The following is a 12,320-nucleotide window of genomic DNA, read 5'->3' on the forward strand; positions in this document are numbered from 1 at the left end:
AGGCGCGCCAGGCACTCGCGGGGCTGTCGCAGCGTCTTGCGCTCGCATTGCAGCGCCGTCACGAACGCGACACGGCTCGCGTGTCAGCCTGTGCGGCAAGGCTGGAGGTGTTGAGCCCGCAGCGCACGCTCGAGCGCGGTTATGCGGCGCTGATCGATGCGCAGACGGGCCGCGCGGTGCGCACGCCGAACGCATTGAAGCCGCAGCGCCGCCTGACCGTGCATCTCGCCGAAGGCTCGGCCGACGTATCGCTCGCCGACGTGCAGCCGCGCCTCGCCGATACGATCTGACGTGAGCGGCGCACGCGCCGCGACCGGGAAAAACGCGCGGGAACGGCGGTTGCGCGGTATCGGCTCGTCCCTGTGGACGATGCGCGAACATCGCTTTTCCGCATACCGCGGATAAATGGCCCGTGAGTTTGCGGGGTTATTCGTCCTCGCCTACAATCGGACGCTCGGCAGCATTCAACACAAGCCCCCCTACATACTCAACGAAGGAATCGCCATGGCTCATACGCTCCCGCCGCTCCCGTACGCTGAAGACGCACTCGCGCCGACCATCTCGCTCGAGACGATCCAGTACCACTACGGCAAGCACCATCAGGCTTATGTGACGAACCTGAACAATCTGGTCCCGGGCACGGAATTCGAAAACCTGCCGCTGGAAGAGATCGTGAAGAAGTCGTCGGGCGGCATCTTCAACAACGCCGCGCAAATCTGGAATCACACGTTCTTCTGGAACAGCCTGTCGCCGAACGGCGGCGGCGCACCGACGGGCGCGCTGGGCGACGCGATCAACGCGAAGTGGGGTTCGTACGACGCATTCAAGGAAGCGTTCACGAAGGCCGCGGTCGGCACGTTCGGTTCGGGCTGGGCATGGCTCGTGAAGAAGGCTGACGGTTCGCTCGACATCGTGTCGACGAGCAACGCAGCAACCCCGCTGACGACGGCCGACAAGGCACTGCTGACGATCGACGTGTGGGAACACGCGTACTACATCGACTACCGCAACGCACGTCCGAAGTTCGTCGAAGCGTTCTGGAACATCGTGAACTGGGACTTCGCAGCGAAGAACTTCGCGTAAGGTCCGGCGCCTGCGCGCCGCTACGGCGCGCGGCACCCAGCAGAAAAGCCCTCGAAACGAGGGCTTTTTTGTTTTTGCCGCGGCGGAACGTGCCGCGCGTGCCCAATCAGGCGAGGAGGCCGAGCCCCCAGCCGAGCGCCGCGCTCGCGATCACGACGGCCCACGGCGGCACGCGCCAGAACACCAGCGCGACGAATGCGACGAGTGCCGCGGCCAGGTCGCGCGGCGCCATGATCGTGTCGGTCCAGACCGGGTGATAGAGCGCCGCGAGCAGCAGCCCGACGACGGCCGCGTTCACGCCCGCGAGCGCGGCCTGCATCCGCGTGCTGCGGCGCAGGCGCTCCCAGAACGGCGCGGTGCCGGCCACCAGCAGGAACGACGGCGCGAAGATCGACACCAGCGCGATCGTGCCGCCGAGCCAGCCGGTCGGCGCCTGGCGTAGCGACGCGCCGAGGAAGGCCGAGAACGTGAACAGCGGCCCCGGCACGGCCTGCGCGACGCCATAACCGGCCAGGAACGCCGCATCGCCGACCCAGCCGGGCGCGACCACGGCCGCCTGCAGCAGCGGCAGCACCACGTGGCCGCCGCCGAACACGAGCGCACCCGTACGGAAGAACGCATCGACGACGGCAAGCGTATCGGAGCGCAGCGCGCGGGCCGCGAACGGCAGTACGACGAGGAGCGCGGCGAACAGCGCGAGCCACAGCGCGCCCGCGCGCGGCGACACGTGCAGCGGCAACGGATCGTGGGTGCCGCGCGCCGGCTGCGGCAGCAGCACGAGGCCGGCCAATCCGGCCGCGACGATCACGGCAATCTGCGCCCACGCGGCCGGCGCGAGCAGCGCGACGCTGGCGGCCGCGGCCATCAGCGTGACGCGGCGCGCATCCGGGCACAGCGTGCGTGCCATGCCCCACACGGCCTGCGCGATCACGGCGACCGACACGATGCGCAACCCGTGCAATGCACCGGCTTCGATCGGCGCGCCCGTCGCGTGCACGCCGAGCGCGAACAGCATCATCAGCAGCGCCGACGGCAGCGTGAAGCCGAGCCACGCGGCGAACATCCCCGCGTAGCCTGCGCGCGCGAGGCCGATCGCCATCCCGACCTGGCTGCTCGCAGGGCCCGGCAGGAACTGGCACAGCCCGACGAGATCCGCGTAGGTGCGCTCGGTGAGCCAGGCGCGCCGCGTGACGAACTCGGTGCGGAAGTAGCCGAGATGCGCGACCGGGCCGCCGAACGACGTAAGGCCGAGCCGCAGGAATGCGATGAACACCGGCCACGGATGGCGGGAGGGAGCGGAGGCGGTCGACGTGCTCAAGGCGGGGCGGATGAATGAACGGACGAGCCGCCACGATAGCGCAACGCGGCGACGGCGGGGTGGCCGCGTGACGGCGCTGCCGCGGCTCAGCGCATGCCGTCGGGCAGCCCGCTCGCGCGCCGCAGCGCGTCGACGTCGACGAGCTCGATTTCACCGACGTGCAGCCGCACGACGCCGTCGGCCTGCAGCGCCTTCAGCAACTGGTTGGTGGTCTGCCGCGTCAGCGACAGCATCGCCGCGAGCTTTTCCTGCGACAGCCGGATGCGGGTGCGGCCGGCGCTGATCCCGCCGTAGCCGTCGGCGATCATCAGCAGGCGGGCGGCGAGCCGCTGCGCGGCCGGCATCACGCTCATCGACTCGACGGTCAGGAAGCTCAGGCGCAGCTTCTGCGCCATCAGCAGCGCGAATTGCCGCCAGTATTGCGGCGTCGCGTCGAGGATCGCGAGCAGCGCGGCCTGCGGGACGTGCAGCAGCAGCGCGTCGTCGAGCGCGATCGCGTCGTGCGTGCGCGGCTGGCCGTCGAACAGCGCGATTTCGCCGAACCACGTGACGGGCTCGGCGACCGTCAGCAGCGCCTCCTTGCCCTGCGGGTCGACCGCACCTATCGTGAGTGAACCGGCCAGTACCGCGTACAGCCCGCACGGCGGGTCGCCGCGCCGGAACAGCGCATGGCCGGCCGGCAGCCGGCGCAGCGCCGCGCGGGCGAGCAGGTCCGCGCGCAACGCGGGCGGCAGCGCGGCGAACCACGGGTTCGCTTCGATCTGCGGCAGGTACGGGGCGAGCGAAGAGGGCATGGGCACGCGATGTCGGGTAGCTGACAGAGGTTCTCGGGCGTGACGCGCATCATAGCGCTCAACCACCGATCAGGAGACGCGATGAAGACGCTCGAAGACCATCTTTCCCAATATGCGGCCTACCACCGCGACGCGCGCAACATCGCGACGCATCTGGTCGGGATCCCGATGATCGTATTCGCGGTCGAGGTGCTGCTGTCGCGGCCGGCGCTCGGGATGCCGGCCGGCGTCGCGCTGTCGCCGGCGCTGCTGCTCGCCGTCGCGTTCGCGGTGTTCTACCTGCGTCTCGACCTGCGGTTCGGGATCGTGATGACCGCGCTGTTCGCGCTGGGCCTGTGGGCCGCGCAGGCGCTCGCGTTGCTGCCGACCTCGCAATGGCTCGCGATCGGCATCGGCGCGTTCGTCGTCGGCTGGATCGTCCAGTTCGTCGGGCACTGGTTCGAAGGGCGCAAGCCCGCCTTCGTCGACGATCTGGTCGGCCTGATGGTCGGGCCGCTGTTCGTCGTCGCCGAGGTCGCGTTCTTCGCGGGACTGCGCGGCGAAGTGCGCCGCGAAGTCGAGCGGCGGGCCGGCCCCGTGCACGGCGGCGCGCATTCGCATGTCTGACGCACCGGTCTGCGTATTCGGCGCGGGCGCCGTCGGCTGCTATCTCGGCGGACGGCTCACGGCGGCCGGCGCGAAGGTGACGCTCGTCGGCCGCGCACGGATCGGCGATGCGATTCGTCGGCGCGGGCTGACGCTGACCGACCGGCGCGGCTATCGCGCGACGCTCGCCCCGGCCGATGTCGTGTTCACGACCGATCCGGCGGCTGCGGCGGCCGCGCGGCTCGTGCTCGTGGCGGTGAAATCGGCCGCGACGCGTGAGGCCGCGGCGCAGCTTGCCGGCATGCTGCGGCCCGGCACGGTCGTGATCAGCTTCCAGAACGGCCTGCACAATGCCGACGTGCTGCGCGAGGCGCTGCCGCAAGCAACCGTGCTGGCCGGCATGGTGCCGTTCAACGTGATCGAGCGCGAACCCGGCGCGTTTCACCAGGGCTCGGCCGGCGCGCTTGCGGCCGACGCGTCTCCCGCGCTGCAGCCGTTTGCCGACGCATTCGCGCGCGCCGGGCTGCCGCTCGAACTGCATCGCGACATGCAGGCCGTGCAGTGGGCGAAGCTGCTGCTCAACCTGAACAACGCGGTCAATGCGCTCGCGAACCTGCCGCTGCGCGACGAACTCGCGCAACGTGCGTACCGGCGCTGCGTCGCGCTCGCGCAGCGCGAAGCGCTGCATTGCCTAGCGCTGGCCGCGATCCGGCCTGCGCGGTTGACGCCGTTGCCGGCCGCGTGGATCCCGGCCGTGCTCGACTTGCCCGATTTCGCGTTCCGCGTGCTCGGCGGCCGGATGCTTGCGATCGACCCGCTCGCGCGTTCGTCGATGTCCGACGATCTCGCGGCGCAGCGTGCGACGGAAGTCGAGTGGATCAACGGCGAGGTCGTGCGGCTGGCCGCGCGCGTCGGCGTGCAGGTGCCCGTCAATGCGCGACTGTGCGCGCTCGTGCATGACGCGGAACGTGCGGCGGCGCGCCCGGCCTGGCGCGGCGACGCGCTGTGGGCCGAGTTGACCGCGCAGGCGGTGCGCGCGGGCGACGTGCGGGCCGCGTAGGGGCCGCGCAAGCCGACGCGCGGGGCGTGGGGGGCCGCACGGCAGGTGCTGCGGCCAAGATGCGGGGTGCGTCATACGACGCTTATGCGGAGCTGTCACATGGTGGATCGCCCGACTCTCGATGCGTACGACGCCCATGCCGCGCAATACGCGCAGGACTGGCTCGACCAGGCCGCGCCAGACGACATGTACGCGCTGCTGGAGCAGCATTTCTCGCCGGGGCCGACCGCGGACGTCGGCTGCGGAGCCGGGCGCGATACGGCCTGGCTCGCGTCGCGCGGCTTCGACGTGCGCGGTTACGACGCGAGCGTCGCACTGCTCGACGAGGCGCGGCGCCGCCATCCGGACCTCACCTTCGAGCTGGCCGCACTGCCGGCGCTGGCCGGCGTGCCGTCCGGCGCGTTTCGCAACGTGCTGTGCGAAACGGTCGTGATGCATCTCGAACAGGCGGACGCGGCGGCCGCGGCCGCGCGGCTGGCCGAGCTCCTGATGCCGGGCGGCACGTTGTACATGAGCTGGCGGGTGGCCGGCAACGGCGCGTTGCGCGACGAGCGCGGCCGCCTTTACACGCCGCTCGATTCGGCGCGGATGCGGGCGGCGCTCGGCGCGGGCACGCAGGTGATCGACGAGCACGAGGTCGTCAGCGCATCGTCCGGCAAGCGCGTGCACCGGCTGATCGCGCGCAAGGCCGCCGCCGCGTGAGCGCGGCGCGGCGGTGCGCTCATTCGCGGTTGAGTGCCGCTTCCCAGTTGATGTCGACGCACAGCACCTGCATGCCGGTCGCGACCGGCGCGGCGATCGACGCGGTCACGCACAGGTGCGCCTCGTTGATCGACAGGTAGGGGGACGTCAGGTGCACGTGGCCCGGCGCGCGCATCGCGTCGATGAAGTACGGGCGCCGTTCCCAGCTCGCGCCTTCCGAGTGCAGCAGCGGCCGGAAGCGCTTGGCGCGCTGCGATACGCTGCCGCGCGCGAGCACGTTGTCGCCGATCTGGCGCCCCGATGCGTCGAGCAGGAAACACCGGGCGGTCTCGGGCAGCCCGAGTACGACGGCCGCCGCGTCGGTGAGCGGCTCGCCCGCGCCGAGCTTCCGGCTCGCTTCCTCGAGCGCCGCGACGTACGGTGCGAGCCGTTCCGCCTGCGTGCGCTCGCGTTGCGCGACGCGCAGCCGCAATGCGGCCGACAGCGTATCCATGCAGCCCGCGGCGGCCTGCGGCTGCACCGGTTCGACGCTCGGCCCCGCGAAATACTGGCCCTGCACGAAATCGACGTCGCACTCGAGGGCGATCAGCGCGTCGCGCTCGGTCGCGAGCCCGCCCATCAGCACGAGCTGGCCGGATTCGTGCAGCAGCGACACGAGCCCCGGCAGCACGCGTTCGAGATGCGAGTGCTCGCTTGCCTGCGCGAGGATGCCGCGATCGAGCGTGACGATGTCGGGATGCAGGTGCCACACGCGGTCGATGTTCGAATGCTTCGCGCCGAACCCGACCAGCGCGATCAGGAAGCCGGCCTTGCGCAGCCCGTCGACGATCGCCGCATAGCGCGGCGTTTCGCCGCCCGCCTGCTCGGGCACTTCGAGCACCACGCGATGCGGCGGCAGCCCGAGCGCCTTCAGGTTCGCGAGCAGGGCGTCGCTGTAGACGGTGTCCATCAGCGCGGCCGGATGCAGGCTCAGGAAGAGCCATTCGTCATGACTGTCGAACGCGTGGAAGTTGCCAAGATGCAGCGATTCGGCGAGCCGGCCGAGCTCGAGCAGGTCGCCGCGCCGCGCCGCCTGCGTGAACACCTCGTGCGACGCCACCTGACGGCTGTCCTCGTCGTGCGCACGCAGCGACGCGTGATAGCCGATCGCGCGGCGGTGCGACACCGAGAAAACGGGCTGGAACACGCTGAACACGGTGTAGCCGCCATACAGCACGGTGCGCCGGTTCCCGTCGTCACCGGCGACGGGGCGGGGCGGCTGAAAGCCGGGGGGATCGATTTCGATCATGCTCATGATGTCGGCCGAAGGAAGACTGCCAGTTTACCTAGAGAATAGGCGAGCAAGAAGCGTGCACGGCATCGTACCCCGTGCGGCGGCGCGTCGCGGCCGGGCCGTCGGTCATCGCCGGCGCATCGAACGGCCCGCGCTGCACCGCAATGGTGCGCGTCGACCCGGTTCGGCGCGCGCCGCGCGTCACGCGCGCTCGGACGGGTCGGTCTTGCGCGCGGTGCTGCGGATCTCGGGCGCGAGCTGCGCGAAGATCCACGCGGAAGCGGCCGTGATGATCCCGACGCAGATGAACGTTGCATGGAACGCCGGCAGCGTGTTGCTCGGCGTCACGGTGCGCAGCATTCCCGTGAACGTCGCGAGCAGCGCCCCCGCGACCGTGACGCCGAGGCTCATCGACAGCATCTGCACGAGCGAGAACAGGCTGTTGCCGCTGCTCGCGCCGCCCGTGCCGAGATCCTTGAGCGTCAGCGTGTTCATCGCGGTGAACTGCATCGAGTTGAAGCCGCCGAACAGCGCGAGATGCACGACCTTCACCCAGACCGGCACCGTGTCGCGCATCAGCGCGAAGCTCGCCATCATCACGCCGACCATGATCGTGTTCACGAGCAGCACCTTGCGATAGCCGTAGCGCGTGATCAGGCGCGTGATGATCCGCTTCGAGAACATCCCGGCCGCCGCCACCGGCAGCATCATCAGCCCGGCCTCGAACGCCGAGTAGCCGAGGCTCACCTGCAGCAGCAGCGGGATCAGGTACGGCATCGCGCCGCTGCCGATCCGCGCGAACAGGTTGCCGAGCAGCCCGACGCTGAACGTGTGGATCCTGAACAGCTCGAGCGAGAAGATCGGCTGCGGCGCGCGCACCGCATACAGGCCATATGCGACGAAGCACGCAAGGCTCAGGATCAGCAGCACGAGCACGGCCGCGTGCTGCATGCCGAGATCGGCGAGGCCGTCGAGCGACAGCGAGATCGCGACCATGCCGATCGTCAGCAGCAGATAGCCCTTCAGGTCGAAGCGGCCGACGGCCGGGTTGCGCGAATCGGGCATCGAATAGAAGGTCGCGATGCAGCCCGCGACGCCGACCGGCACGTTGATCAGGAAGATCCAGTGCCACGACGCGATCTTCACGAGCCAGCCGCCGAGCGTCGGCCCGATCAGCGGGCCGATCAGGCCGGGAATCGCGACGAACGACAGCGCGGACAGGTAGCGTTCGGCCGGGAACGTGCGCAGCACCGCGAGCCGCCCGACCGGCAGCAGCATCGCGCCGCCGACCCCCTGTACGACGCGGAACGCGACGAGTTGCTGCAGCGTATGCGCGTTCGCGCACAGCAGCGAGCCGAGCGAGAACACCAGGATCGCGCTGAAGAACACGCGCCGCGTGCCGAAGGTATCGGCGAGCCAGCCCGACACGGGGATCATCACCGCCATCGTCAGCGAGTACGCGATCACGACCGACTGCATGCGCAGCGGCGACTCGCCGAGGCTCGCGGCCATCGACGGCAGCGCCGTGTTGACGATCGTCGAGTCGAGCGTCTGCATGAAGAAGCCCGTTGCGACGAGCCAGAGCATCAGGGTGAGGTTCTTTTCGCCGGGAGCGGCGGCAGGCGGGCGCTGGAACATGGGGGCGGGGCGGTGGTGCGGGACAGCCGACATTGTAGGGAAAGCCGTCGCGCCGTGCAGGTTCGGCGCAAGGGCGGTGCGAAGTCCGGCCTGCGGGTGCCTGTCCTCGTCGAGTGACCGGTACAGTTCAGCCGAAAGGGTTTGCCGCCGTATCTGTCCGTGTGCTGCCGCTGTCCGAAATACTGGTGCCATCGAACCCGTGCGACCAGGAGGCTGCCATGCGCGAACTGCGACTTTACGTGATCGAAGGCGACGAGCCGGCCGGTCGGTGGCGGATCGTCGATCGCACCGCACTGGAGGTGGCCGACGGCGAGGTCTGGGTGACGATCGAGGGCCGGATCGACGATCACTGGCTCGGCGCCGGCGATTCGCTGACGCTCACGCCCGGCATGCGCGTCTGGGTCAGCGCGGGGGCGCACGGCGCGACGTTCGCGTTCGGTCCGCTCGACGCGCCCGCCGTGCGCGCCGCGCAGGCGTGGTGGCGGCCGCTCGTCGCATGGCGCGACGGCCGGCGTCACGCGCCGGCATCGTTGCCGACGTAGCCTCCCGGCGCTGGCGGACCGGCTTGCGTCCAGGATTGCTCGCGACGGTCGCGAATTCTAGACTCGATCCTGTCTCCCCCACGGCCCGTCCCGCCATGACACCCGAACTCGCGTTGACGCATCTGTGGCGGCTCGCACGCGGCGACCCCGACGCGCCGGCACGCGCGACCGTGACGGGGCAGGACCCGACGCTGCCGTCGACCTTCCGGGTCGGCACGCTGGCCGCGGCGACGATCGCGGCAGCCGGGCTCGCGGCGGCCGAATGCCATCGGCTTCGCACGGGCGTTGCGCAAACCGTCGACGTATCGGTGCGCGACGCGCTCGTCGCGTTCCGCAGCGAACGCTATCTGAGCGTGGACGACGGCCCGCCGCCGGAGTTGCGTCATCCGGTGACGGGCTTCTACGAGACGCGCGACGGGCGCTGGATCCAGTTGCACGCAAACTTTCCGCATCACCTGCAGGGGATGCTCGGCGTGCTCGGCTGCGGCGCGCAGCGGGACGACGTCGCCGCGGCGATCCGCACGCGGGACGGCGCAGCACTCGACACCGCGCTGGCCGAGGCCGGGCTGTGCGCCGCATTGATCAGAACGCCTGACGAGTGGGCGGCACACGAACAGGCGCGTGCGATCGCCTCGCTGCCGCTGTTCGAGATCGAGCGGATCGGCGATGCCCCCGTCGAGCCGATCGGCGGGGGCGACGCCGGCCAGCCGCTTGCCGGTGTGCGCGTGCTCGATCTCACGCGGATCATCGCGGGGCCGGTCGCGGGCCGCACGCTGGCGTCGCACGGCGCGCAGACACTGCTCGTCAACGGCCCGCACCTGCCGAACATCGCGCCGCTCGTGATCGACAACGGGCGTGGCAAGCGTTCGACGTGGATCGACCTGCGCGACGACGCGGGCGTCGATACGCTGCACGCGCTCGCACGCGATGCGGATGTGTTCCTGCAGTCGTACCGGCCCGGCGCGCTCGCGGCGCGCGGCTTCGGACCGCTCGCGCTGGCGGCGCGGCGGCCCGGCATCGTGTGCGTGTCGATATCGGCGTACGGGCATGCGGGGCCGTGGGCGCAGCGGCGCGGCTTCGACAGTCTCGTGCAGTCGGCGAGCGGGATCGCGTGGCAGGAACAGCAGGCCGCGCACGCGAACGCGCCGCGCCATCTGCCGTGCCAGGCGCTCGATCATGCAACGGGTTATCTCGCGGCGTTCGGCGCGATGATCGCGCTCGCGCGCCGGGCACGCGAAGGGGGAAGCTGGCACGTGCGACTGTCGCTCGCGCAGACGGGTCGCTGGCTGCAGTCGTTCGGTATCGTGCCGGACGGCCTGCAGGCACCCGATTTCGCGCGCGCCGACGTAAGCGACCGGATCGAGCGCATCGCGTCGCCGTTCGGCATGCTCGACGCGGTGCGGCCCGCCGAGCGGTTATCGGTGACACCGCCGTCGCTTGCGCGCCCGTCCGTGCCGCCCGGCACCGACGATGCGCGCTGGCTGTAAGCGCCGGCGGCGCGGCCCGCGTTACTTGCGCAGTTCGACGACGAAGTCGTAGTAGTCGTTGCGGCAGTAGGTATCGGTCAGTTCGATTGCGCGCTGGTCCGACGTATAGCCGATTCGTGTGATCAGCAGCAGCGCGTCGTGTGGTGCGATGCCCATCTGCTCGGCGATCTCGTCGGTCGCGTTGACCGCGCGGAAATGCTGCAGCGCGCGCACGATCGGCGTGCCGCGCGCTTCGAGATAGCTGTACAGCGAATCGCCGATTGCCTGCGGATCGGGGATCAGCGTCGCGGGAAACGTCGAATTCTCGACGGCCATCACGATGCCGTCGGCGAGGCGCAGGCGTTTCAGGCGCGTGACCGATGCGGCCGGCGACAGCCCGAGCTGGATCACTTCGTCGCGGTTCGCCGGCTGGATCTCGCGTGCGAGCCATTGCGAGCTCGGCTTGAAGCCGCGCCGTTCGAGCATTTCGCTGAAGCTCGACAGTCGCGACAGCGGATCCTCGTAGCGCGGCTGGATGAAATTGCCGGCGCCCTGCGTGCGGCGAATCAGGCCTTGCTCGACGAGCAGCGCGATCGCCTTGCGCGCGGTGATGCGCGATACGCCCAGTGCATCGGACAGCACGCGCTCGGAGGGCAATGCCTCACCGGCTGTCCAGCGGTTGTCGTGGATCGCGTCGCCGAGCTTGCGGGCGAGCTGCAGGTAGAGCGGCGTGTCGTTGTCGGGGTCGGGGCGCAGGTCCTGCCAGCGGTCGTCCGTGGATGCCTTCATGGAGTGGGTATCGATCAGGTTGCGGCCATTCTAAGTCATCGCGTGGCGCCGTTATAGCCGGTTTTTGCCGTGCAATAGGTGAATTGCGCGCCGATTGACTACACTGATGCGTCGTATTCCATGCCTGGGTCGCGGTGCGCGGCCACGAATCCGCAACGAGGAACGCATGACAGACACGATCGCCACGGTCGTCCTGCCGGACGGCGAGACGATTCCGAAGCTTGGCCTGGGCACGTGGGAGATGGGCGAGCGACCCGCCCGGCGCGCGGACGAGATCGCCGCGCTGCGCGAAGGCGTCGCGCTCGGAATGACGCTGATCGACACGGCCGAGATGTACGGCGACGGCGCGACCGAGGAACTGGTCGGCGAGGCGCTCGCGGGCCTGCGCGACGACGTGTTCCTCGTCAGCAAGGTCTATCCGCACCATGCGAGCCGGCGCGGCGTCGTTGCCGCGTGCGATGCGAGCCTCAAGCGCCTGCGTACCGATCGCCTCGACCTGTATCTGCTGCACTGGCGCGGCTCGGTGCCGCTCGATGAAACGGTCGAAGGCTTCGAAGCGCTGCAGCGCGCGGGCAAGATCCGTCACTGGGGTGTCAGCAACTTCGATACGGCCGACATGGCTGAGCTCGTCGATGAAGCCGGTGGCGGCGCGTGCGCGACCAACCAGATCCTCTACAACATCGCGCGGCGCGGCCCGGAATTCGACCTGCTGCCATGGCTTGCCGGGCACGGGATGCCGGCGATGGCCTACAGCCCGGTCGATCACGGACGGCTGCCGAAGCGCTCGCCGCTCGACGAGATCGCACGGCAGCGCGGGGTGTCGGTGATGCGCGTCGCGCTTGCGTGGGTGCTCGCGCAGCCGGGGGTTTTCGCGATCCCGAAGGCGTCGCGCATCGAACACGTGCGCGACAACCGGGCCGCGCTCGATTTCATGTTCAGCGATGACGAGCGCGCGCAGCTTGACGCGTACTTCCGTCCGCCACGCAGCAAGCGCGCGCTCGAGATGCTCTGACGACGCCCGGCCGGGCAACGCTGCAGGTCAGTGGTTGCCTCCGGAGGATCCGCCGTTG

13 protein-coding genes are annotated in these 12,320 nt (G+C 70.0%); 8 read left to right on the forward strand and 5 right to left on the reverse strand.

All coding sequences use genetic code 11. The features are described 5' to 3' along the window. Positions 1-290, forward strand: a 290-nt coding sequence (locus tag ABY44_RS11715; RefSeq protein ID WP_431641210.1) for an exodeoxyribonuclease VII large subunit, incomplete at its 5' end; no start/stop codon positions are given. Between the two features lie 214 nt (positions 291-504). Further along, entirely contained in the window at positions 505-1,083 is a 579-nt protein-coding gene (gene sodB, locus ABY44_RS11720) for a superoxide dismutase [Fe] (RefSeq protein WP_060171858.1), read from the forward strand. A 106-nt stretch (positions 1,084-1,189) separates the two neighbouring features. Here the strand turns inward: sodB and chrA are convergent, their stop codons facing one another. Together chrA and ABY44_RS11730 are read right to left on the reverse strand one after the other, a co-directional pair. Beyond that, positions 1,190-2,401 carry a chromate efflux transporter gene (gene chrA / locus ABY44_RS11725; RefSeq protein ID WP_060171860.1) on the reverse strand — a complete coding sequence of 404 codons (1,212 nt, stop codon included), beginning with the start codon at positions 2,399-2,401 and terminating at the stop codon, positions 1,190-1,192. An 86-nt stretch (positions 2,402-2,487) separates the two neighbouring features. Next, complete coding sequence (locus ABY44_RS11730) at positions 2,488-3,195, reverse strand: Crp/Fnr family transcriptional regulator (RefSeq protein WP_027789289.1); 708 nt, start codon at positions 3,193-3,195, stop codon at positions 2,488-2,490. 81 nt (positions 3,196-3,276) lie between these two features. On the opposite strand from ABY44_RS11730, the gene ABY44_RS11735 reads away from it, so the two are divergent. The 3 genes from ABY44_RS11735 (at position 3,277) to ABY44_RS11745 (ending at position 5,542) form a co-directional block, all read left to right on the forward strand. Then, positions 3,277-3,801: a DUF962 domain-containing protein gene (locus ABY44_RS11735; protein ID WP_060171863.1), complete on the forward strand. Its 525-nt coding sequence runs from the start codon at positions 3,277-3,279 to the stop codon at positions 3,799-3,801. Beyond that, positions 3,794-4,840, forward strand: coding sequence for a 2-dehydropantoate 2-reductase (locus ABY44_RS11740; protein WP_060171865.1), 1,047 nt, complete (start codon positions 3,794-3,796; stop codon positions 4,838-4,840). The genes ABY44_RS11735 and ABY44_RS11740 overlap by 8 nt, the downstream gene beginning before the upstream one ends. Positions 4,841-4,939: 99 nt before the next feature. Next, positions 4,940-5,542 (forward strand): methyltransferase domain-containing protein, encoded by a 603-nt coding sequence (locus ABY44_RS11745; protein ID WP_027789292.1) that lies wholly within the window; start codon positions 4,940-4,942, stop codon positions 5,540-5,542. 19 nt (positions 5,543-5,561) lie between these two features. Here ABY44_RS11745 and ABY44_RS11750 read toward each other — a convergent pair whose 3' ends face one another. Together ABY44_RS11750 and mdtD are read right to left on the reverse strand one after the other, a co-directional pair. After that, positions 5,562-6,836 carry an EAL domain-containing protein gene (locus ABY44_RS11750; protein ID WP_027789293.1) on the reverse strand — a complete coding sequence of 425 codons (1,275 nt, stop codon included), beginning with the start codon at positions 6,834-6,836 and terminating at the stop codon, positions 5,562-5,564. A gap of 180 nt (positions 6,837-7,016) precedes the next feature. Continuing rightward, complete coding sequence (mdtD, locus tag ABY44_RS11755) at positions 7,017-8,453, reverse strand: multidrug transporter subunit MdtD (RefSeq protein ID WP_027789294.1); 1,437 nt, start codon at positions 8,451-8,453, stop codon at positions 7,017-7,019. A 218-nt stretch (positions 8,454-8,671) separates the two neighbouring features. On the opposite strand from mdtD, the gene ABY44_RS11760 reads away from it, so the two are divergent. Next, the gene (locus ABY44_RS11760) at positions 8,672-8,995 is read left to right on the forward strand and encodes a DUF2917 domain-containing protein (protein WP_021156384.1); all 324 of its coding nucleotides are present in this window, start codon (positions 8,672-8,674) and stop codon (positions 8,993-8,995) included. A gap of 95 nt (positions 8,996-9,090) precedes the next feature. Then, positions 9,091-10,482 (forward strand): CoA transferase, encoded by a 1,392-nt coding sequence (locus ABY44_RS11765; protein WP_431641212.1) that lies wholly within the window; start codon positions 9,091-9,093, stop codon positions 10,480-10,482. Positions 10,483-10,503: 21 nt separating this feature from the next. Here ABY44_RS11765 and ABY44_RS11770 read toward each other — a convergent pair whose 3' ends face one another. After that, positions 10,504-11,250, reverse strand: a complete 747-nt coding sequence (locus ABY44_RS11770; protein ID WP_027789297.1) for a GntR family transcriptional regulator — start codon at positions 11,248-11,250, stop codon at positions 10,504-10,506. 166 nt (positions 11,251-11,416) lie between these two features. Here ABY44_RS11770 and ABY44_RS11775 point away from each other — a divergent pair, with 166 nt between their 5' ends. After that, a complete protein-coding gene (locus tag ABY44_RS11775) occupies positions 11,417-12,262 on the forward strand; it encodes an aldo/keto reductase (RefSeq protein WP_059692583.1) in 846 nt (281 codons plus the stop codon). Positions 12,263-12,320: the final 58 nt, after the last annotated feature.

It is taken from the genome of Burkholderia sp. ZZQ-2, from assembly GCF_050768715.1.
Lineage (GTDB): Bacteria > Pseudomonadota > Gammaproteobacteria > Burkholderiales > Burkholderiaceae > Burkholderia > Burkholderia cepacia.

Bases quoted from the DNA above. Each gene is read 5' to 3' on its own strand.
- ABY44_RS11775 (WP_059692583.1), top strand. From the start codon at position 11,417: ATGACAGACACGATCGCCACGGTCGTCCTGCCGGACGGCGAGACGATT.
- ABY44_RS11770 (WP_027789297.1), bottom strand. From the start codon at position 11,250: ATGAAGGCATCCACGGACGACCGCTGGCAGGACCTGCGCCCCGACCCC.
- mdtD (WP_027789294.1), bottom strand. From the start codon at position 8,453: ATGTTCCAGCGCCCGCCTGCCGCCGCTCCCGGCGAAAAGAACCTCACC.
- ABY44_RS11745 (WP_027789292.1), top strand. From the start codon at position 4,940: ATGGTGGATCGCCCGACTCTCGATGCGTACGACGCCCATGCCGCGCAA.
- sodB (WP_060171858.1), top strand. From the start codon at position 505: ATGGCTCATACGCTCCCGCCGCTCCCGTACGCTGAAGACGCACTCGCG.
- ABY44_RS11765 (WP_431641212.1), top strand. From the start codon at position 9,091: ATGACACCCGAACTCGCGTTGACGCATCTGTGGCGGCTCGCACGCGGC.
- ABY44_RS11740 (WP_060171865.1), top strand. From the start codon at position 3,794: ATGTCTGACGCACCGGTCTGCGTATTCGGCGCGGGCGCCGTCGGCTGC.
- ABY44_RS11735 (WP_060171863.1), top strand. From the start codon at position 3,277: ATGAAGACGCTCGAAGACCATCTTTCCCAATATGCGGCCTACCACCGC.
- ABY44_RS11750 (WP_027789293.1), bottom strand. From the start codon at position 6,836: ATGAGCATGATCGAAATCGATCCCCCCGGCTTTCAGCCGCCCCGCCCC.
- ABY44_RS11760 (WP_021156384.1), top strand. From the start codon at position 8,672: ATGCGCGAACTGCGACTTTACGTGATCGAAGGCGACGAGCCGGCCGGT.
- ABY44_RS11730 (WP_027789289.1), bottom strand. From the start codon at position 3,195: ATGCCCTCTTCGCTCGCCCCGTACCTGCCGCAGATCGAAGCGAACCCG.